This is a genomic window from Zoogloea sp. GDB6 (assembly GCF_056724105.1).
In genome coordinates this window covers 1,791,864-1,812,950 of record NZ_CM161497.1, presented here as the reverse complement: position 1 = coordinate 1,812,950, position 21,087 = coordinate 1,791,864, and the positions used below count along the sequence as shown (strand labels likewise).

Here is a 21,087-nt window from a genome sequence, read left to right as displayed (position 1 = left end):
CGGGTATTACTCGAACCAGTGCGCGCGCGCCTTGGTAATCAGATTCTTCGCCCGCTCTTCGTCCAGCCCCGACATTTCCATCAGTTCATCCACTGCCAGATCGGCCAACTCATCACGGGTATGCACACCGCCCTGGGCCAGCTTGGCAGCCAGGGGTTTATCCATCCCCTCCAGCCCCAGCATGTCCTCAGCGACGGACTCCAACTGCTCTTCGGTCACGATGGCCTCAGTCAGGAGCACGTTACGCGCACGATTGCGCAGCTCATTGACCGTGTCCTCGTCGAACGACTCGATTTCCAGCATCTCGGCCAGTGGCACGTAAGCAATTTCCTCGAGGGACGAGAAACCCTCGTCGATCAGGATGTCAGCCACCTCTTCGTCCACATCCAGCTTGGAAATGAACAACTGGCGAACCGTGCTGTGCTCGGCCTCGGACTTCCGCTCGGATTCGGCTTCGGTCATCAGATTGATGGTCCAGCCGGTCAGCTCGGAAGCCAGCTTCACGTTCTGGCCATTGCGCCCGATGGCGATGGCCAAGTTGTTTTCATCGACGACCACATCCATCGCATGGGCTTCCTCATCCACGACGATGGAAGACACTTCCGCGGGTTGTAGTGCGCCGATCACGAACTGGGCAGCCTCCGGCGACCACAGCACGATATCGATATTCTCGCCGCCGATCTCGTTACGGACCGCCGTCACGCGCGAACCACGCAGACCGACACAGGTACCGATCGGATCGATGCGGGGATCGTTGGACTTTACGCCGATCTTGGCGCGCAGGCCGGGGTCACGGGCACAAGCCTTGATCTCGAGCAAACCGTCGTCGATCTCCGGCACTTCGAGTTCGAACAGCCTGATCACGAATTCGGGCGCAGTGCGCGACAGAATCAGTTGCGGGCCGCGGGCACCACGATCGATGCGCAGCAGATAAGCCTTGACTCGGTCCCCGACGCGCAGGTTTTCCTTCGGGATCATCTGGTCGCGGGGCAGCACAGCCTCCAGACGACCGACCTCGATGATCGCATTGCCACGCTCCATGCGCTTGATCGCGCCGGAGATGATGAACTCCTTGCGCTCGAGGAAGTCGCTGAGGATCTGCTCACGCTCAGCGTCGCGCACCTTCTGCAGAATGACCTGCTTGGCAGCCTGCGCACCGATACGGCCGAAGTCGATGGGCTCCAGCGCCTCTTCCACAAAATCGCCAACCTGGATGTCCGGGTATTCTTCACGGGCGTCGATCAGCCCCATCTGGGCTTCGTCATTGTCCACCTCTTCGTCGGGCAACACCTGCCAGCGACGGAAAGACTCGTAATCGCCGGTTTCCCGGTCGATGGACACACGCACGTCGGCTTCGTCGTGAATACGCTTCTTGGTCGCCTGAGCGAGCGCGGATTCCAGCGCAGAGAAAACGATTTCCTTCGAAACGTTCTTCTCGCGGGCCAGCGCATCAACCAACAGCAAAATTTCGCGGCTCATACCTGCTAACCTCCAAATCCCTCAAAACCTGGGTACCAGGCGGGCCTTTTCAATTTCTTCAAACGGGATCTCCATCAACCCCTTTTCCGTTTCGATGACGACGACGCCATCCTTCAGACCTTGCAACACACCGGCGAAATTACGCTGATTGGCGATCGGCATGCTCAACCGTAGCTGCACATCCTGTCCGGCAAAACGTTCAAAATCGGCGGGCTTCTTGAGAGCCCGATCCAACCCGGGGGAGGAGACTTCGAGACGGTCGTAATCGACGTTCTCGACCTCAAAGATCCGGGTCAGCTGATTGCTCACAGTGGCGCAATCGTCCACCGTGATACCGTTCGGCGAATCGATGAACACCCGCATCAGGCGCCCACGGGGCGAGGTTTCGAAGTCGACCAGCTCATAGCCAAGGCCTTCCGCGGTCTGTTCGATAAGTTTCAGCAACTCCATTTCCTAGCCCACAAATGAAAAATGGGCGAAACGCCCATCCCTGTTTAAATTCGACCGGATGTCGGTTCTTTCGAACCGGTAAAACGAAAGGATTATACCAGCCCGCCGAAGCGGGCGCAATTTCAACCCTTCGTCAACGGGGAGATGCCGTCTGGCGACGGGGCTGACGAGCTGACCGCCGCCCCTTGTCGCCAGCATCGACAGGCTTCGGCAACCCGGCCAGCGCACAGACATCCTCCACCGACATGTCCTCCCACATGCCGCGCTTGAGGCGTGACGGTAGCAGCACCGGCCCGTAACGGACGCGCATCAGGCGGCTGACAGTCAGGCCTAGGGCTTCGAACATCCGCCGCACTTCACGGTTGCGGCCTTCGGACAAGGTCACCCGGTACCAACGGTTGGCGCCCTCACCACCGGCATCCAGCAGCGTATTGAACTTGGCCGGACCATCCTCCAGCTCGATCCCTTGCAACAGCGCGTTGCGCTGCGCCTCGTCGAGCTCACCGAGAATACGCACTGCGTACTCCCGATCCAGTTCGTAGCGGGGATGCATCAGCTTGTTGGCGAGATCCCCGTCGTTCACGAAGAGCAACAGGCCGGAAGTATTGAAGTCCAGCCGGCCGACCGCGATCCAGCGGCCCTTGCGCAGCACCGGCAGGTGGTCGAACACCGTCGGGCGACCTTCAGGATCGTCCCGGGAAACGATCTCTCCTTCGGGCTTGTGATACAGCACCACTCGCGGGATCCGCGGCGCAAAGCGCAGCGGCATCAACTTGCCGTTGATGCGCACCCGATCCCCGGGCCCCACCTTCTGCCCCACGTCGGCAGGTTCGCCGTTCACGGAGATACGGCCGGCCACGATCCACTCCTCGATCTCGCGACGGGAGCCGATTCCGGCCGCAGCCAGCACCTTGTGCAACCGCTGCGGCTCGGTGTAAGTGGTTTCCTGAGGCTTGCGCCGGTGTTCGCCCTCAGCGGGCGGCAGCAACTCGTTGCTGGCCAACGGATAGGCAACATCCGAAGCCCCAGGCGCACTGCGGCGCCCCCGCCAGTTGCCGCGACCACCACCCAAGTCGCTCACGCCAATGGCCGAGGCGTTGCTCTTCGGCTGACGCCCGCCGTCCTGGTCATACTCGGACCGCCCGCGGCGCGCAGCTTCGCCCGCAGACTGCCCGCGCCCGCGACGGCCGCCCGTAGGGCCCCCGTCCGCCATTCCACCCGGGCGACCGCCCGCGGCTGCCGGCTTGCCGGTCTTGGGCCTAAACGGCCGATTCTTCGGTTTTTGGGAGGTTGACAAGATCCATGATCCTTTCGATTTCAGTCAACGGAGGCAACTCGGTCAGACTGCGCAAACCGAGGTCCTCCAGGAATTTTCTCGTCGTGGCGTACAGGCCGGGCCGCCCTGGCGTATCCCGGTACCCCACCACGTCTACCCATCCTCGGGATTCGAGGGTCTTCAATACACTGCTCGACACCATCACGCCGCGGACATCCTCAATATCGCCGCGGGTCACCGGCTGCCGGTAGGCGATGATCGCCAGGGTTTCCAGCACCGCCCGCGAATACTTGGGCGGGCGCTCCTGCTTTAGCCTGTCGAGATACACCTGATATTCCAGACGAGTCTGGAAGCGCCAGCCGCCGGCCGTCTGAACGAGTTCAACGCCCCTCCCCTGCCAATCCGCAGTCAGTTCAGCCAGCAGGCGGCGAATCGTATCCGCCCCCGGATCAGGCTCAAACAACTGCCTCAACTCACTCACCCGCAACGGCGACGTTGCTGCCAGCAAGGCTGCTTCGAGCACCAGCTTGAATTGCTCAGGCGTCTGCACGCTCACTATAGGCACGCTTCACGTAGATCGGCGCAAAGGCCTCGTTCTGAGTCACCACAACTAGGCGCTCCTTCACTAACTCAAGGGTAGCCAAAAAACTGACCACCAATCCGGCAACGCCCAGCTCGGGATCAAACAGGGATTCAAATACTACAAATGCGTCGTCCTGCAACTTGCGCAGGATCAAGGTCATGTGCTCGCGCACCGACAGTTCTTCACGCTGGATCGTGTGGTTCCGCCGCAGACGACTCTGCCTGGCGATCTTGAGCCAGGCCAGTTGCAGATCGTGCAGGCTCACTTCCGGCAAACGCTCGACAACCTTCTCAGCCACGAAGACGCCAACCCACTCGAAATCCCGCTCAACCCGCGGCATGGCATCCAGCCGCACGGCCGCCATCTTGATCTGCTCATATTCCATCAACCGGCGCACCAACTCCGCCCGCGGATCGAGCTCCTCCGCCTCGTCGGCTCGCGGCGGCCGCGGCAGCAGCATACGCGACTTGATCTCCAGCAGCGTCGCCGCCATCAGCAGGTAATCCGCCGCCAGCTCCAGGTTGTGCTGGCGCATGGCCTCCACGTATTCGAGGTACTGCGCCGTGAGCGGCACCATCGGAATGTCGAGGACGTTGATGTTGGCCTTGCGGATCAGGTAGAGCAGCAGGTCGAGCGGCCCCTCGAACGCTTCGAGAATGACCTCCAGCGCGTCGGGCGGAATGTATAGGTCCTTGGGCAGGGCGAAGATCGGCTGACCATACATCCGACCTATCACCCCCTCCAAGGGTTCGACAGCGGGCGCCGGATCCAGCGGAGCGGTCAGCCCCCCGTCCATGCCGTGCACCTTAGCATGCCGGGAACACCACCCCCAAGCCGACCTTCATTCCGCATCCGCAGCACCGTCAGCTATAACTCAAACCCATCGAGTCACGCACTTCACGCATGGTCTCTTGGGCCAGCTTGCGGGCCTTGTCGCAACCGTCGGCAACGATGCTGCGCACCAGCGACGGATCGTCCAGATACGGCTGGGCACGCTCGCGCATTACGTCCTGCTCCCTCAGCACCGCATCGATGACCGGCTGTTTGCACTCGATGCAGCCGATGCCGGCGCTCGTACACCCTTGAGTCACCCAGTTGCGGGTCGTCTCGTCGGAATAGATGACATGGAACTGCCACACTGGACACTTCTCCGGATTGCCGGGATCAGTGCGCCGGACACGGGCTGGGTCGGTCTGCATCGTGCGAATCTTTTTCGAGACGGTCTCCGCCTCTTCACGCAGGAAGATCGTGTTGCCGTAGGACTTGGACATCTTCTGGCCGTCCAGCCCAGGCATGCGCGAAGCCTCGGTGAGCAGCGCATCGGGTTCGACGAGGATCACCTTGCCGCTGCCTTCCAGGTAACCATACAGACGCTCCCGGTCGCCCAACGACAGGTTCTGGGTTTCCTCCAGCAAAGCCTTGCCGAGGGCCAGCCCCTCCTCGTCGCCGTTCTGCTGGAAACGCGTACGGAATTCCTCGTACAACTTGGCACGCTTGGAACCCAGCTTCTTGACAGCCTCCTTGGCCTTCTCCTCGAAGCCGGGCTCACGACCATACATGTGGTTGAAGCGCCGGGCCAGCTCGCGCGTGAATTCCACGTGGGGCAGCTGATCCTCGCCAACCGGTACCTTGTCGGCGCGGTAGATCAGGATGTCGGCGCTCATCAGCAGCGGGTAGCCGAGGAAGCCGTAGGTGGACAGGTCCTTGTGCACCAGCTTTTCCTGCTGGTCCTTGTAGGTCGGCACCCGCTCCAGCCAGCCCAGCGGCGTCATCATCGACATCAGCAGATGCAGTTCGGCATGCTCGGGCACGCGGGACTGGATGAAGATCGTCGCCTGGGACGGATCGACCCCTGCCGCCAGCCAATCGACGATCATATCCCACACGCTGTTTTCGATACCGCGGGGGTTGTCATAGTCGGTGGTCAGCGCATGCCAGTCGGCCGCGAAGAACAGGCAGGGATATTCCGCCTGCAGCTTGACCCAGTTTTTCAGCACACCGTGGTAGTGGCCGAGGTGGAGCCGCCCGGTGGGGCGCATGCCGGAGAGGACGCGTTCAGCGAACATGGGATGTCAGAGTCCAAAAACGATTGCGATGGCAAAACGGAACAAGGCCACCAGCGGTCCGAGAATGTCGCCCAGAATGCCGGTGAACAGCAACAACAGCAGGATCGGAAAACCATAGGGCTCGATCTGCGCAAACTTGTAGGCCTGCCGCGCGGGCAGCAGGCTCACGACAATACGGCCACCGTCGAGCGGCGGCAGCGGCACGAGGTTCAAGAACATCAGCACCGCGTTGATCTGGATGCCGGCATCGGCCATCTTCGCCATCGGCAACGCATACATGTTGTCCGGCGATGCCGCTGCGAGCCGGAACAGCAGCGCCCAGCCGATGGCCATCACCAGGTTGGCAAGCGGCCCGGCCGCCGCGACCCACAGCATGTCCGCCTTCGGATTGCGCAAGCGGCCGAAATTGACCGGCACCGGCCTGGCCCAGCCGAACAATATCGGCGAGCCGCCCACTAGCGCACTCGCCGCAATGATCAGCCCGGGCACCAGCACCGTGCCCACCGGATCGATGTGACGCAGTGGATTGAGGCTGATCCGCCCGGCCTGCTCTGCCGTCGTGTCGCCAAAATGACGTGCCGCGTAGCCATGAGCGGCCTCGTGCAACGTGATGGCGAAGAGAACGGGCAAGGCCCAGATGGTCAGGGTGGTGATCAGTTCTTGCATGGCAGGCGCTACCGAAGGCCGGCGATTCTAACAGAGCCGCAGGCCATCCCCCCCTCCGCGCTCGCGATGCGGTCGAACGGCGCGCCCTGCAAGCCGCTCACAGACCGAAGGGCTCGAGACTGCCCCGCCCTTCGCGCACCAACTCGGGCACACCGCTGGTCAGGTCAATGACCGTCGTCGCCTCGCCGCGACAGGCGCCCGCCTCGATCACCAGATCGACATCCTTCTCGAGCCGATCACGAATCTCCTCGGCGTCGGTCAGCGGATGCTCCTCGTCCGGCAGCAACAACGTCGAGCTCAACATCGGCTCACCCAGTTCGGCCAGCAGCGCCGACACCACCGGATGATCCGGAATACGGATGCCGATCGTCTTGCGCTTGGGATGGAGAACCCGTCGCGGCAGTTCCTTGGTGCCTTCGAGGATGAAGGTATAAGGCCCAGGCGTGGTGGCCTTCAGCAGGCGGTATTGCGTGTTGTCGACACGTGCGTAAGTGGCAATTTCCGACAGGTCACGGCACAGCAGCGTGAACTGGTGACGCTCATCCACGTCACGGATACGCCGGATGCGCGCCAGCAGCGGGCTGTCGCCGGTGCGCCCACCGAGGGCGTATGCGGAATCGGTGGGAAAGGCGATGAGGCCGCCGTCGCGCATGATCTGGGCAGCCTGCTTGATCAGCCGCTGCTGGGGTTGTTCAGGATGAACGGAGAAGAACTGGGCCATGATTCAGTCAAACAATGGAATTCACACCAGGCGCGTCCACACCGGCGTAAGGTCAGGGGGAAGCGGAGGCGCCTTCCCCAGGTCGATGGGACTGTCCTCCGGGCCGTGGAAGTCGGAAGCCCGCGACGCCAGCAACCCGAACTTGCGGGCCAGGCGTGCGAAAGCCAGCACCTGCCCACCATCGTGGGCACCGCAAGACACTTCAACGGCGTCGCCACCACGGTCGCGGAAGGTTTCCAGCAGGATATCCATCTCCGCGTGGCTCAGGCGATAGCGGCCCGGATGGGCGATCACCGCCAGCCCTCCCGCACCTTTGATCCAGCTGAGGGCATCCTCCAGCGTCGCCCACACGTGCTCCACATAACCCGGCTTGCCGCGGGCCAAATAATGCAGGAAGACGTCATGGACGTTCTTGGCACAACCTCTTTCGACGAGAAACCGCGCGAAGTGGGCACGGCTGAGCAGCGCCGGATTGCCGGCGTAGGCCAGTGCGCCTTCCAGCGCGCCGGAGATACCGATCCGCTCGAGTTCGGCAGCGATGCGCGCAGCGCGGCCGTCCCGCCCGCTGCGCACCTGGGCAAGACCGGCAACGAGGGCAGGATTAGTCCGGTCTATGCCCAGGCCCACCATGTGCACCGTCTGGTCCAGCCAGGACACCGAGATCTCCACGCCGGGCACGAAGCGCAGACCAACCTCATCGGCCGCCGCAACTGCCTCGCCCAGGCCGAGCAGTTCATCGTGATCGGTGAGCGCTAGCAGCTCCACGCCGTTAACCTTCGCGCGGCGAACGACCTCTGCCGGAGCCAAAGTTCCGTCGGACGCGGTGGAGTGGCAGTGCAGATCGGCGTTCAGAGCATTCATGGCGTATTCGACAACAAAAAAGTCTCAATGATCCGCGCGACGATTTCCGGCTGATCATGATGCAGGTTGTGGCCGGAGTCGGAAACTTCGACCTCTCGGAAATTGCGGAAACACGCCTTCCCTTCCGCATGGGCCTCATCGCTGACACCAAGCCGCCGACGCAGAGCCGGATCGGCCGGTTCGATCCACAAGGTCGGTGCCGTCACCCTGCGCCAGCACGCAAGCGCCTCCGCTCTCCGATAGGAGATCGGATTGACCCGGCGATGGGCGGGATCACCTGCCATTCGGATACCATCATCGCCATCGGGCTCGCCAAGGTGCCTGACAAGGAAAGCAGCCTTGTCAGGCGTGAGTCGCGGATTGTCCGCCTGCAGTCTGGCGGCCAGCGTATCCCGATCGGGATACCCCCGAAAGGTCGAGTCGGCTTCGAGCTGCAACAACCATTTCTCCAGTCGTCCCGGCGCATCGACCGGCCGGCTGTCTGCCAAGCCGAAGGCATCAAGGGCAACAAGCTTTGCAACGCGACTGGGCCGAACCCCGGCGTACTGGCAGGCGACGTTGCCGCCCAAACTATGACCGACCAGATTTACCGACTCATCGGAAGCAACAACACGCAGAATCGCGTCCAGGTCGGCCAAGTAATCCGGATACCAATAGGCATCGGAGCCCGCCCATTCCGTCTGGCCGAAGCCGCGCCAGTCGGGCGCAATAACGTGCCAGTCAGCCTGCAAAGCATCGACAATGAACTGGAAAGATGCGGAAACATCCATCCATCCATGCAGCATGAACAGCTTGGGAGCGCCTTCACGCCCCCACTCGCGCAGGTGGTAACGCAGGCCTCGGATGCCGACAAAACGGCTTCTGGAAGGGATCATCTTTAATAGTGTATCAGACCCTTGTCGCGCCTCGCCCTCGATGGTAAGGTGCGCGCCGTCGTGTGGGAGAGCGTTCGCCGGCCTGATGCCGCGAACCGCCGAAGGCGCAACCCCCGGAACCGCTCAGGCAAAAGGACCGCCGACGAATCAAGAATCTGGAGAGTGATGCCCCCTGCCCAACGCGCAGGCCGCATCCACCGAAGGGGCACGCAGAAGGTCTAGACCGCTGCAATCTCTCAGGTACAAAGGACAGATGGGGCCGAGGCGAATTCACGTCGCATCGGCCCCATTGCTTTTCTACACTGGAACGATTGTCACGGAGAGCCTCATGGCCCAACAAACCCCGCTTTACACCTCCCATATCGCCGCCGGCGCCCGCATGGTCGACTTCGCCGGCTGGGATATGCCGGTCAATTACGGCTCGCAGATCGAGGAGCACCACGCGGTGCGCCGCGACGCCGGCATGTTCGACGTCTCCCACATGCTCGCCCTCGACCTGGAGGGTGCCGACGCCAAGGCCTTCCTGCGCGGCCTGATCGCCAACGACGTGGCCAAGCTCACCGAACCCGGCAAGGCGCTTTACTCCTGCATGCTCAACGAACAGGGCGGTGTCATCGACGACCTGATCGTCTACTTTCTGTCCGACACCAGCTACCGCATCGTCGTCAATGCCGGCACTGCCGACAAGGACGTGGCCTGGATGCAACAACGCCTGGCCGCCACCGGCACGCAGGCCACGCTCGCCGTGCGCCGCGACCTGGCGATGATCGCCGTGCAAGGCCCCAACGCCCGCGCCAAGACCTGGGCAGCCCTTCCTGGCACCGAGGCCGCATCCGCCGGCCTCAAGGTGTTCCAGGCCGCCGAGTTCGGCGACATCTTCATCGCCCGCACCGGCTACACCGGGGAGGACGGTTTCGAGCTGACCCTGCCGGTCGGCAAGGCCGTCACTACCTGGGACGCCCTCGTCGCTGCCGGCGTCAAGCCCTGCGGCCTCGGAGCACGCGACACCCTGCGCCTGGAGGCCGGCATGGCCCTCTACGGCAACGACATGGACGATACGGTATCCCCGCTGGATGCCGGCCTGGCCTGGACGGTGGACTTCAAGGACGAAAGCCGCGACTTTGTCGGCAAGGCAGCCCTCGTCACCAAGGGCGCGGGCAAGCAGACCTTGGGCCTGATCCTCGAAGACAAAGGTGTGCTGCGCTCCCACCAGAAGGTGATCACCGCCCGGGGTGAGGGCGAAACCACCAGCGGCACCTTCTCGCCGACGCTGGAAAAATCCATCGCGCTGGCCCGCCTGCCACTCGGCGTGGCTGCTGGTGACGCCGTCGAAGTCGAGATCCGCGGCAAGCACCTCAAGGCCCGTGTGGTAAAAGCCCCCTTTGCCCGCAACGGCAAGGCGCTGGCCTGACAGCTGCACGGCATCGAACCCCATTCCCCTTCATCGACTTGAACAAGGACATACCATGAACACTCCCGCGAACCTGCGCTACACCGCCTCCCACGAATGGGTCCGCGTCGAAGCGGACGGCACCCTGACCGTCGGCGTCACCGACCACGCCCAAGAAGCCCTCGGCGACGTGGTCTTCCTCGAGTTGCCGGAAGCCGGCCGCGTCGTCGCCAAGGAAGAAGCCATCGCCGTGATCGAATCCGTCAAGGCCGCCTCCGACATCTACGCGCCGGTCGCCGGCGAGATCCTCGAAGCCAACCAGGCCGCCGTGGACGCCCCCGAGTCCGTCAATGCCGACGCCTACGCCGCCTGGCTGTTCAAGATCAAGCCGGCCAACGCCGCCGACGTGGACGGTCTGCTGGACGCCGCCGGCTACGAAGCAGCCATCGGCTGATCACCCCTTCGCGGGCGCGCCCGGCCGGCGCGCCCCACCCTGCTGTTGCTGTAACCCAACCCGAGTTTCTCCCATGTCGAAGACCCTTCTCTCCGCCCCGCTCGCCACGCTCGAACAGGGCGACGACTTCATTCGCCGTCATCTGGGCCCCTGTGCCAACGAGCTGCCGGCCATGCTCGCCGCCGTCGGCGTCGACTCTCTGGACACCCTGGTCGCCCAGACCGTGCCTGCCGGCATCCGCCTGCCCGCGCCGCTGGCCCTCGGCGAACCGACGCCGGAGCACGTCGCCCTCGCCAAGCTCAAGACCATCGCCGGCAAGAATGTGCTGAAGAAGTCCCTCATCGGCATGGGCTACTACGACACCATCACGCCGAAGGTCATCCTCCGTAACGTGATGGAGAACCCGGGCTGGTATACCGCCTACACGCCTTATCAAGCAGAAATCGCCCAGGGCCGCCTGGAAGCGCTGCTGAACTTCCAGCAGATGGTCATCGACCTCACCGGCCTGGAACTCGCCAACGCCTCGCTGCTCGACGAAGCTACCGCGGCGGCCGAAGCGATGGCGATGGCGCGCCGCATTTCCAAGGTGAAGAGCCAGGCCTTCTTCGTCGATGAGGGCGTCTTCACGCAGACCCTCGACGTGGTGCGCACCCGTGCCGCCTATTTCGGCTTCGAGCTGATCGTCGGCCCGGTGGCAGATGCCGCCCGCCACGAAGTCTTCGGTGCCCTGCTGCAGTATCCCAACGAGCGCGGTGAAGTCAGCGACATCGCTGCACCGGTCGCCGCACTGAAGGCCAAGGGCGCGGTGGTCGCCGTCGCCTCCGACCTGCTCGCACTGGTGCTCCTCAAGTCGCCCGGCGAGCTGGGTGCCGACATCGCCCTCGGCTCGGCCCAGCGCTTCGGCGTACCCCTCGGCTTCGGGGGCCCCCACGCCGCCTTCTTCGCCACCCGCCAAGCCCACGTGCGCTCCATGCCGGGCCGCATCATCGGCGTGTCGAAGGACGTCCGCGGCAAGACCGCCCTGCGCATGACGCTGCAGACCCGCGAGCAGCACATCCGCCGCGAAAAGGCCAACTCCAACATCTGTACGTCCCAGGTCCTGCTGGCCAACATGGCCGGCATGTACGCGGTCTACCACGGTCCGGAAGGCCTGCGCACCATTGCCGCCCGCGTCCATCGCCTGGCTGCAGTGCTCGCCGAGGGCCTCCGGCAAGCCGGCTTCGAGCTGGCGGCAGACAGCTTCTTCGACACCCTGCAGGTGGCCACGGACGAACGCAGCACCACCATCTACGCAGCCGCCCAGGCCGCCGGTTACAACCTGCGCCACGTGGACGGCAAGGGACTCGGCATCTCCATCGACGAGAAGACCACTATCGCCGACATCGCCGCGCTACTAGAAGCCTTCGGTGCCAAGGCCGACGTGGCGGCGCTGGACACCCAGGTCGCCAGCCGCGGCGGCAATCTGCCGGAAGCCCTGCTGCGTAACGACGCCATCCTGTCCCACCCGGTATTCAACACCCACCACACCGAGCACGAGATGCTGCGCTACCTGAAGCGCCTGCAGAACCGCGACCTGGCCCTCGACCACTCGATGATCTCTCTGGGCTCGTGCACGATGAAGCTCAACGCCACCAGCGAGATGATCCCGGTCACCTGGCCCGAATTCGCCGACATCCACCCCTTTGCTCCGGCGGACCAGACCACCGGCTACCTGGAGATGATCGATGGCCTCGCCGCACAACTTCGTGAGATCACCGGCTTCGACGCGATCTGCATGCAGCCCAACTCCGGCGCCCAGGGCGAATACGCCGGTCTGGTGGCGATCCGCCGCTACCACGCGTCCCGCGGCGAGCAGCACCGCAACGTATGTCTGATCCCCAAGTCGGCCCACGGCACCAACCCGGCCACCGCGCAGATGTGCGGCATGGACGTGGTGGTCGTCAATTGCGACGACAACGGCAACGTGGACCTGACCGACCTGCAGGCCAAGGCCGCCCAGCACGCCGACAAGCTGGCCGCACTGATGATCACCTATCCGTCCACCCACGGTGTCTTCGAGGAAGCCATCCGCGAGATCTGCGCCAGCGTGCACCAATACGGCGGCCAGGTTTACATGGACGGCGCCAATCTCAACGCCCAAGTCGGCCTCACCTCCCCCGCCACCATCGGCGCCGACGTGAGCCACATGAACCTGCACAAGACCTTCTGCATCCCCCACGGCGGCGGCGGACCGGGCATGGGCCCGATCGGCCTGAAGGCCCACCTGGCGCCCTTCATGGCCGACCACACCGTCGCAGCCACCGGCACTGAAGATCGCCCCAACGCAGGCCAAGGCGCGGTCTCAGCCGCTCAGTTCGGCTCCGCGAGCATCCTGCCGATCTCGTGGATGTACATCACGATGATGGGCAGCCGCGGCCTCAAGCGCGCCACCAAGGTGGCCATCCTCAACGCCAACTACGTGGCCAGCCAGCTGAGCGCCCACTATCCAGTGCTGTACACCGGCAGTCAGGGCCGTGTCGCCCACGAGTGCATCCTCGACATCCGCCCGATCAAGGCCGCCACCGGCATCAGCGAGGTGGACATCGCCAAGCGCCTGATGGACTACGGCTTCCACGCCCCGACCATGTCCTTCCCGGTGGCCGGCACGATCATGGTCGAACCCACCGAGTCCGAGGACAAGGGCGAACTGGACCGCTTCATCGCCGCAATGGTCAGCATCCGGGCCGAGATCCGCGCGATCGAGGAAGGTCGCATGCCGGCCGACAACAATCCGCTGAAGAACGCGCCCCACACCCAGGCCGACTTCTTCGGCGACTGGGATCGCCCCTACTCCCGCCAGGAAGCCGCTTTCCCGCTGGCCTGGGTCGGCGACAACAAGTTCTGGCCGAGCGTGAACCGCATCGACGACGTTTACGGCGACCGCAACCTGTTCTGCTCCTGTGTGCCGATGGACGAACTGGCCTGAAGCCAGCCCAACACTGGCCGAAAAATGAAAAGCCCGGGATGGAGACATCCCGGGCTTTTTTACACCTTGCACGACGACCAAGCTCAGGGCAGCTGCAGCAAGGCCTTGATGAAGGACGCCGGAATCGCATAGGAGATCGCCGACGGATTGGTGATTGCAGCCTCTTTGCTGCCTTTCACGAACACGGTGTTCACGATCCCCAAGACTTCACCAGTCGCCGGACTGTAGATCGGACTGCCGCTGTTGCCCGGGTAGGAAACAGCGTCCAGTTGAAACACGGAATAGCTCCCGACAGCCAACCGACGCACTGTTTGGGCTTCCAGTTGGCGGGCGCTCGGCAGAGGCTGCCCGACAGGCGTGATTGCGGAAATAATTCCCTTGTGGGTGACCGGCACGATGCCAATCGTCGCCCCCAGCGGAAAACCTGTGAGTGCGATGTCCTGACCATCACGCACAGCATCGGAATTACCCAGACGCAGTGCTGGCATCGGCGGTCCATCAAAGCGCAGCACCGACACATCGTGGTCACGGTCGATCGCTTCGCGACGAACAGGCCTGACCGAAGCCCGCCCCGTGCCGGGCAAAGCAATGACCAATTGCTCCTTGGTTTCCGAGTTCTCGACAACGGCCCCCTCTACGTGGGCGTTCGTCACAACCTGGTTGCCGTTTCCTGCGACGAAGCCAGTACCCACGAAGCGGAACTGCGGGCTGCGAGTCGGTTCGAATGTTCCCACCGCAACAACCGACCTCTTCACAACAGCAACGGTATCGGCCAGATCCGCCAAGACATCGCCAGATACGCCTCCCAGCGCCCCACACAGTACGGCGGCAAACGCCACAGACGGCACAGTCGAACGAGTCTGCATCCACTTTCCCATCACCGCCCCACGACCTTGAGCGCCTGCAGCACGGGGGATGCATCGACAACCCGGGCGTCAAAGGGATGCTCGGTACGCGGGAAGAACTCCAGGATACGCTTCACGTAGTTCTGGGTCTCCTTGAACGGCGGCACCCCACGATAACGGTCAACCGCGCCTTCGCCGGCGTTATAGCCCGCCACCGCCAGCGCGACATTGCCGCGATAATAGGCCAGCAACCAGCGCAGATAGGCCAGCCCGCCCTTGATGTTCTGGACGGGGTCGAAGGTGTCCTTCACGTTGAAACGGCTCGCAGTCTCGGGAATCAGCTGCATCACCCCCATCGCGTTCTTCGGTGAGGTGGCATTGGAGTCGAAATTGGACTCAGTCGTCGCGATGGCCAGCGCCAGGCGCGGCTCGATGGAAAAGCGCGGGGCCAGCGTCGTGACGAGTTCGACTACTTTCTTCTTCTGCTCAGGAAGCGAGGCCAGGTATTTCTGTGTGTCCCAAGTATCCCTGGCTACGAATCCGCGCTCACCATCCCGCGAGGTCAGGCAATCCGGGACCGCTCCAGTGTAGTCGCCGACCAGTCGGCGCGCCTTCTCGGCACCCGCGTGGCCCTTGAAGACAGCCATCTCGAACAAGGTTGCCGCATAGCGATCATCCCGTTCCACACCACGACCGTTGGCGTACATCCAGCCGAGGCTGTACATCGCCTCAGCATTGCCCATCCGGACGGCCTCGCAATACAGCTCGACGGCCTGCTCCGGATCACGCGGCACCCCCTCACCGTGCTCGTAGGCCAAGGCTTGTTCGACGATACGCTCAGAGTCGGCACCCTGCTCGGCTGCATGTCCCATTCCCGAGACCCCAAAGGCCATGCCAAGGGATACGATCAAGGATCTTTTCCAACCATGCATCACTGCCGACTCCCAACCCATCCTTTTAGAGCCGCCAGACCGTCACGCCAGCGGCTTCGAGTTCAGCCTGATCATAGAAGCTCTTGACGTCGGTAAATACACCGTTTGGCTCGAGCTTCTCGCAAAGACGCCCTACACCCAGTTCAGAATATTCCGTGTGCGCGACTGCTGCAACGATAGCCTTGGCACGCGGCAGTTCATCCCAGGCTATCAGACTCACACCGTACTCGTGCTCGGCCTCCACGGACTCCGCGACGGGATCGTGCACCAGCACGTTGCAGCCATAGCTCTGCAGTTCATGGATCACGTCGATAACCTTGCTGTTACGCAGGTCCGGACAGTTCTCCTTGAAAGTCAGGCCCAGCACGATGACGTTCGCGCCCTTGATGCTGTGACCAGCACCGATCATCTGCTTCACGGTCTGCTCGGCGACGTACTTGCCCATGCTGTCGTTAATGCGCCGGCCAGCCAGGATGACCTGCGGATGGTATCCAAGCATGTCGGCTTTGTGCGTGAGGTAATAAGGATCGACACCGATGCAGTGACCACCAACCAGACCCGGACGGAAAGGCAGGAAATTCCACTTGGTACCAGCCGCCTTCAGGACCTCAAGGGTATCGATGCCGATCTTGTGGAAAATCACCGACAATTCGTTCATCAGCGCGATGTTGAGGTCACGCTGAGTGTTTTCGATTACCTTCGCGGCCTCGGCCACCTTGATGGAACTCGCGGAATAAACCCCCGCGGTAATCACCATGCCATAAGTCTCGGCCACCTTCTTGAGCGTCTCCGGCGTATCACCCGACACCACCTTGACGATCTTGGTGACGGTGCGCTCTTTGTCACCCGGATTGATCCGCTCAGGCGAATACCCGACGAAGAAGTCTTCCTTCCACTTGAGGCCGGAGAACTTCTCGAGGATCGGAATGCAGACATCTTCGGTCGCGCCGGGATAGACGGTGGATTCGTACACGACGGTGGCACCACGCTTGAGGTTGCGACCGACGCTCTCGGACGACTTGACCAGCGGGGTGAAGTCCGGCTGGTGTGCTTCATCGACCGGCGTGGGAACCGCCACAATGATGAAGTCCGCCTCACCGATTACCTTGGGGTCGGTACTGCAGGTGAGATGAACAGCGGCCTTCAAGTCCTCAGTACTGACTTCACCCGTCGGATCGACGAAACGCCCGTAGGCAGCAACCTTCTCGGCTGACAGATCAAAACCCACGGTCTTCATCTTCTTGCCAAACTCAACGGCCAGGGGCAACCCCACATAGCCGAGGCCGATAACAGCGATGGTACTCATGATCACGTTCCTGAAATATTGATTGCCAAATGGTGAGAACCGTTACAACGAAGCTCGCAACTTGTCGATCTCGATACGGATTGCCGTCTTTTCCGGTGCATTCTTCACCGCAAGGTCGAGTTCTTTGCGAGCCCCTCCCGCATCGCCAGACTTGATCAGCGCCCGTGCAAGGTTCAATCTCAATTGAGGTAGATTGGGCCCCAGGCTGACTGCCTTCTTCAAGGTTTCAACCCCTTTGTCAACATCTCCGTTTTCAAGCTGCAACGTGCCATAGGTATCGAGCACAACCGGACTGTTGGGTGCCAGATTAACGGCCTGCTGTGCAACACCAAGAGCACTCTTGTCCTTCAACTTGCCCAATGCCCACGCCAGGTTGTTCAACAACATGGGATTCTTCGGAGCAATCTCCAGCATCTGGCGATACTGCTGCACAGCCTGATCGTACTTCTGGGCGGCCAGATTGCTTTCCGCAATATAGCTGCGTAGCGTGAGGTCCTTCGGATTAGCCTTTATCCAATCGGAAGCCAGCTTGCTGGCTTCCTGGGACTGACCCGCAGCCACCTTGGATCCATACAGCCGGACAGCCGCTTGAGCTGACTTGTCACGCTGGAACGCCTCGCCATATGCCACCACGGCTTCATTCTTCCGCCCCAGAGCAAACTGGACATCACCTTCAAGGACGAAACCCACCGCGGACTTGCTCTGTTGCTTTTGGACGTTCTTGGCGATACGCACTGCCTCCTCACCCCTCTTGGTATTGACAAGGATGGCAATCAGGCGCTGCTGGACCTCGATGCTATCGGGCTTGATCACAAGAGCTTTCCTCAAGGATTGCTCTGCACCCGTACTGTCCTTCACCGACGATTGAAGATCGGCCAGGGACAGCAGGGCGTTGGGCGAATTAGGCTGTTTGTCGACGAGTTTGGAGAAGGTGGCGATAGCCTGCTGCAGTTCACCGGCTGCAACCTGCGATCGACCAAGCAGTTCCAAAGCCACGGGATCATCCGGAGCCGATGCAGCAGCCTCCTGAGCCAGTAGCAAGGCACGCTTGGCATCCCCGAGTTGGACCAACATGCGCACCAACGCAACACGGATCGGCAAGAAACTCGGCAGCTCAGCCAACCCCTTTTCCAATACGGCCTGCACTTCCTTGGTCGAGGCGCCGGTCAAAGCCAGAAGCTCTCCATACTGCATGTAAGCCTCTGGAATCTTCTTGTTCTTGCTGAGGAAGTCCTCATAGCGCTTGCGCGCAGCGGCCGGATTCTTCTCGCTGATATCCAGACGGGCCAGATTGCCGAGGGCCGGAAGGAAATCCGGCTTCAACTCCAGTGCCCGTTCAAAAGCTTTGCGCGCTCCGGCCACGTCCTTGCTGGCCATGAACACACCCCCCTTCATATTGAAGGTCACCGGATCATTCGGCCTCTTCTTCTCCAGGCCCTTGACCGCCTCCATCGCCTTGGCACCTTCACCGCGACGCAAATGAGCCATGATCAATGCAATGTCAGGCTGGGTGTTATCGGTGTCCAGAGCCGACGCAGCCTCCAGATCCTGGAACGCCCGTTCGGTTTCCCCCGCAGCCAGCCGGGAAACCCCGAGGCGGGTCCGGTACTGGGCATTTTTTGGATCAGCCACACTTGCACGGCGGAAATACTCTTCGGAGCGCGTGAAATCGCCATTCATGGCATAGACCTGCCCTGCCAGGCTGAGAACGGCGGTGTCGTCAGAATGATCCTTCAACAGGGGCTGCAAGGCATCCAGAGCCTTTGCCGGCTCTTGCAATCCAAGATGGGATGCGACGAGCAGACGTCGCGCAAGAGGCAAGTTTGGCGCCTTCTCGAGAACTTTGCCCAGGTTGTCCCGCGCCTGACCGAAGTCGCGCCGTTGAAGTTGCAAACTGGAGGCGAGCAACAATGCCGGGGGGTAATTCGGCGCAACACGCAGCACCTGTTGAACCCCTTCGTATGCCTCCTTGCTCTTCCCGTTCCGCAGGTCGATAAAGGCCTGGATATAGAGCGCCAGGGGATGATTCCCTACCGCCTTCTTCAAATCGTTGACCTTGCTCTGCGCAACATCGAGCTTATTGCTACGCAGAAGCTGTGAAATCAAGCTTTGGTAGGCGGGCAGATCCGTCGGTCGAGCGGCAATAACTGCCTCAAACTCGGGAATGGACTCCTCGGGCCGATTCAAGCCTAGCAGAAGCTCCCCGCGCAATGCGTGCGCTTCCGGCAACTTGGGAGCGTCCTTGATGACCGCATCGACATCCGCCAGCGCCCCCTGCAGGTCACGACCACTCGCCTTGACTCTGGCCAGACCGACGCGCGCCTGAGGATAGCCCGGAAACTCCTTGAGCGCCCCCTCGAAAGCCTGGACCGCCTCATCACGTTTGCCCTGGGTCATTTGTGCCAACCCGACGGTTGCCAGCAAAGATGCCCGCGCCTCAGCCTGGGACAGCTTCTGATCATGCAGTTCGGTCAGAACCCGCACACCCTGGCCACTAAACAGAAGACTCTCGGCCAGAACCGGCACCACCTGATCAGGCGAAAATCCCAAATCCAGAGCCCGCTTGAGCTCCTTCTCGGCATCGGCGTAATTCCCCTGCTGAAAATGCACTTTACCCAACAGATAACGCGCCTCGGCAAAACTGGGATTCTTTTGCAGCGCGTTCTTCAACTGAATCGTCGCAGCGTTGGTGTCGTTCTTTGCCAGATATTCCTTGGCAGACGCCAGCATCGATTCGGGGTTCCCCCCGCAAGCAGTCAAAAGAAGGGCACACAGGGCGCTGATGGCGGCACTTCGCACCTTGGCACCATGCCTGAACGGGAAACGCATCTGCGGGGATTCTTGGGTCACGTTGAAATCTCTTTCTTCAAACCGAAGCGGTTCATCAAATCGTAAAGGGTTGGGCGACTGATACCCAACACCTCGGCCGCGCGGGCCACATTGCCATTGACCCGGGCCATCACCCGGACCACCGCTCGACGTTCGGCATCTTCGCGCACGACCCGCAGGTTCAGTGCCTCCAACTCCTCGTCCGCGTTCTTGCCGAGCCCGACATCGTCGGCAGTAATGCAATTCGCATCTGCCATGATAACCGCTCGCTTGATGGCATTTTCAAGCTCACGAATATTTCCGGGCCAACGATGCGACTCGATACTTTGGACCGCATCATCAGTGAGTGTCATCACGCCTCGCCCATGCTCGCCGGCAAAACGTTGCACAAAGGCATGAGCCAGCAATACGGCGTCCCCATCCCGATCCCGCAGCGCGGGGATGTCAACCACGATTTCAGCCAACCGGTAATACAAATCCTCCCGGAAGCGCCCGGCCTGGATGAGCCCCTTTACGTCCTGGTGCGTCGCGCAGACGATTCGCACATCGACCGGGATCTCCTCACGACCGCCGATCCGTTCGATGACCCGCTCCTGCAGAAAGCGCAACAGCTTGGCCTGCAGAGGCAAAGGCAAATCACCGATCTCATCAAGGAACAGGGTCCCCTTGTTAGCGACTTCGATCTTGCCGAGCGTTTGTTTCACCGCTCCGGTGAAGGCACCTCTTTCGTAACCAAACAGCTCGCTCTCGAGCAGATTTTCCGGGATCGCGGCACAGTTGATGGCGACGAAACGCTCATTGCGACGCGGAGAAAGCTCATGCAAACCGCGCGCCAGCACCTCTTTGCCGGTTCCACTCTCACCCAGCAACATCACCGTGACGTTTGCCGACGCAACCTTCTCGATCAGGCGGCACACCCGCAGCATACCGGGATCCCGCGTGATCACGCCCGCCAGGGCACTACCCTGCTGAATCTTGAGTTTGCGGTTGTCCTGCTGCAGATCGTACAGGCGCAATGCCCGATCAAAAGTGAGAGACAGCAACTCGGGCTCGAAGGGCTTAGCAAAAAAGTCGTACGCGCCCATTCCCACGGCACGAACTGCATTCTCCCGGTCGTGCTGGCCCGTCAGCACCACAACCTTGGTATCTGGCGCCAGTGCCAGAATCTCCCCCAGCAGCTTGAAACCCTCGGTCACATCGTCGGGGGCCGGCGGCAGCCCAAGATCCATCGTCACGACGGCCGGCTCATGGCGCCGCAGTTGAACAATAGCCTCTTCCCGATCGGCGGCGACCACAGTTTCATACTGATCGAAAGCCCAACGCATCTGCTTTTGCAGCGCGGGATCGTCCTCGACGATCAACAAAGTCCTGCGTTTCTCACTCATATGA

Annotated in this window: 18 protein-coding genes and 1 riboswitch; of the genes, 3 read left to right on the top strand and 15 right to left on the bottom strand. The window is 61.9% G+C overall.

Annotation, left to right across the window (positions count from 1 at the left end):
- Positions 1–6 precede the first annotated feature (6 nt).
- The 10 genes from nusA to AC1PQG_RS08135 form a co-directional block, all read right to left on the bottom strand.
- Positions 7–1,479: a transcription termination factor NusA gene (nusA, locus tag AC1PQG_RS08180; protein ID WP_481122103.1), complete on the bottom strand. Its 1,473-nt coding sequence runs from the start codon at positions 1,477–1,479 to the stop codon at positions 7–9.
- Between the two features lie 21 nt (positions 1,480–1,500).
- On the bottom strand, positions 1,501–1,929 hold the full coding sequence (rimP, locus tag AC1PQG_RS08175) for a ribosome maturation factor RimP (protein WP_481122102.1): 429 nt from the start codon (positions 1,927–1,929) through the stop codon (positions 1,501–1,503).
- A gap of 133 nt (positions 1,930–2,062) precedes the next feature.
- Positions 2,063–3,010, bottom strand: coding sequence for a 23S rRNA pseudouridine(2605) synthase RluB (rluB, locus tag AC1PQG_RS08170; protein WP_481122101.1), 948 nt, complete (start codon positions 3,008–3,010; stop codon positions 2,063–2,065).
- 178 nt (positions 3,011–3,188) lie between these two features.
- The gene (gene scpB / locus AC1PQG_RS08165) at positions 3,189–3,764 is read right to left on the bottom strand and encodes an SMC-Scp complex subunit ScpB (protein ID WP_481122982.1); all 576 of its coding nucleotides are present in this window, start codon (positions 3,762–3,764) and stop codon (positions 3,189–3,191) included.
- The gene (locus tag AC1PQG_RS08160) at positions 3,742–4,584 is read right to left on the bottom strand and encodes a segregation and condensation protein A (protein ID WP_481122100.1); all 843 of its coding nucleotides are present in this window, start codon (positions 4,582–4,584) and stop codon (positions 3,742–3,744) included. The genes scpB and AC1PQG_RS08160 overlap by 23 nt, the downstream gene beginning before the upstream one ends.
- A gap of 67 nt (positions 4,585–4,651) precedes the next feature.
- The gene (locus AC1PQG_RS08155) at positions 4,652–5,854 is read right to left on the bottom strand and encodes a tryptophan--tRNA ligase (RefSeq protein WP_481122099.1); all 1,203 of its coding nucleotides are present in this window, start codon (positions 5,852–5,854) and stop codon (positions 4,652–4,654) included.
- A 6-nt stretch (positions 5,855–5,860) separates the two neighbouring features.
- The gene (locus tag AC1PQG_RS08150) at positions 5,861–6,520 is read right to left on the bottom strand and encodes a site-2 protease family protein (RefSeq protein ID WP_481122098.1); all 660 of its coding nucleotides are present in this window, start codon (positions 6,518–6,520) and stop codon (positions 5,861–5,863) included.
- A gap of 97 nt (positions 6,521–6,617) precedes the next feature.
- Entirely contained in the window at positions 6,618–7,241 is a 624-nt protein-coding gene (locus AC1PQG_RS08145; RefSeq protein WP_481122097.1) for an L-threonylcarbamoyladenylate synthase, read from the bottom strand.
- Between the two features lie 21 nt (positions 7,242–7,262).
- The gene (locus AC1PQG_RS08140) at positions 7,263–8,102 is read right to left on the bottom strand and encodes a 3',5'-nucleoside bisphosphate phosphatase (protein ID WP_481122096.1); all 840 of its coding nucleotides are present in this window, start codon (positions 8,100–8,102) and stop codon (positions 7,263–7,265) included.
- The gene (locus AC1PQG_RS08135) at positions 8,099–8,977 is read right to left on the bottom strand and encodes an alpha/beta fold hydrolase (protein WP_481122095.1); all 879 of its coding nucleotides are present in this window, start codon (positions 8,975–8,977) and stop codon (positions 8,099–8,101) included. The genes AC1PQG_RS08140 and AC1PQG_RS08135 overlap by 4 nt, the downstream gene beginning before the upstream one ends.
- A 53-nt stretch (positions 8,978–9,030) precedes the next feature.
- A riboswitch (glycine riboswitch) is annotated at positions 9,031–9,125 on the top strand.
- A gap of 180 nt (positions 9,126–9,305) precedes the next feature.
- On the opposite strand from AC1PQG_RS08135, the gene gcvT reads away from it, so the two are divergent.
- From gcvT to gcvP, 3 genes are all read left to right on the top strand, one after another.
- Positions 9,306–10,388, top strand: a complete 1,083-nt coding sequence (gcvT, locus tag AC1PQG_RS08130; protein WP_481122094.1) for a glycine cleavage system aminomethyltransferase GcvT — start codon at positions 9,306–9,308, stop codon at positions 10,386–10,388.
- Positions 10,389–10,443: 55 nt separating this feature from the next.
- Positions 10,444–10,821 (top strand): glycine cleavage system protein GcvH, encoded by a 378-nt coding sequence (gcvH, locus tag AC1PQG_RS08125; protein WP_481122093.1) that lies wholly within the window; start codon positions 10,444–10,446, stop codon positions 10,819–10,821.
- A gap of 73 nt (positions 10,822–10,894) precedes the next feature.
- A complete protein-coding gene (gcvP, locus tag AC1PQG_RS08120) occupies positions 10,895–13,786 on the top strand; it encodes an aminomethyl-transferring glycine dehydrogenase (RefSeq protein WP_481122092.1) in 2,892 nt (963 codons plus the stop codon).
- A gap of 83 nt (positions 13,787–13,869) precedes the next feature.
- Here gcvP and AC1PQG_RS08115 read toward each other — a convergent pair whose 3' ends face one another.
- The 5 genes from AC1PQG_RS08115 to prsR are packed head-to-tail and all read right to left on the bottom strand — an operon-like array spanning position 13,870 to position 21,083.
- Positions 13,870–14,652 carry a S1 family peptidase gene (locus AC1PQG_RS08115; RefSeq protein WP_481122091.1) on the bottom strand — a complete coding sequence of 261 codons (783 nt, stop codon included), beginning with the start codon at positions 14,650–14,652 and terminating at the stop codon, positions 13,870–13,872.
- 11 nt (positions 14,653–14,663) lie between these two features.
- A complete protein-coding gene (locus tag AC1PQG_RS08110) occupies positions 14,664–15,542 on the bottom strand; it encodes a transglycosylase SLT domain-containing protein (RefSeq protein ID WP_481122090.1) in 879 nt (292 codons plus the stop codon).
- 46 nt (positions 15,543–15,588) lie between these two features.
- A complete protein-coding gene (locus tag AC1PQG_RS08105) occupies positions 15,589–16,869 on the bottom strand; it encodes a nucleotide sugar dehydrogenase (protein WP_481122089.1) in 1,281 nt (426 codons plus the stop codon).
- Between the two features lie 42 nt (positions 16,870–16,911).
- Positions 16,912–19,719, bottom strand: a complete 2,808-nt coding sequence (prsT, locus tag AC1PQG_RS08100; RefSeq protein WP_481122088.1) for an XrtA/PEP-CTERM system TPR-repeat protein PrsT — start codon at positions 19,717–19,719, stop codon at positions 16,912–16,914.
- A complete protein-coding gene (gene prsR / locus AC1PQG_RS08095; protein ID WP_481122087.1) occupies positions 19,716–21,083 on the bottom strand; it encodes a PEP-CTERM-box response regulator transcription factor in 1,368 nt (455 codons plus the stop codon). Before prsR ends, prsT begins: the two co-directional genes overlap by 4 nt.
- Positions 21,084–21,087 lie beyond the last annotated feature (4 nt).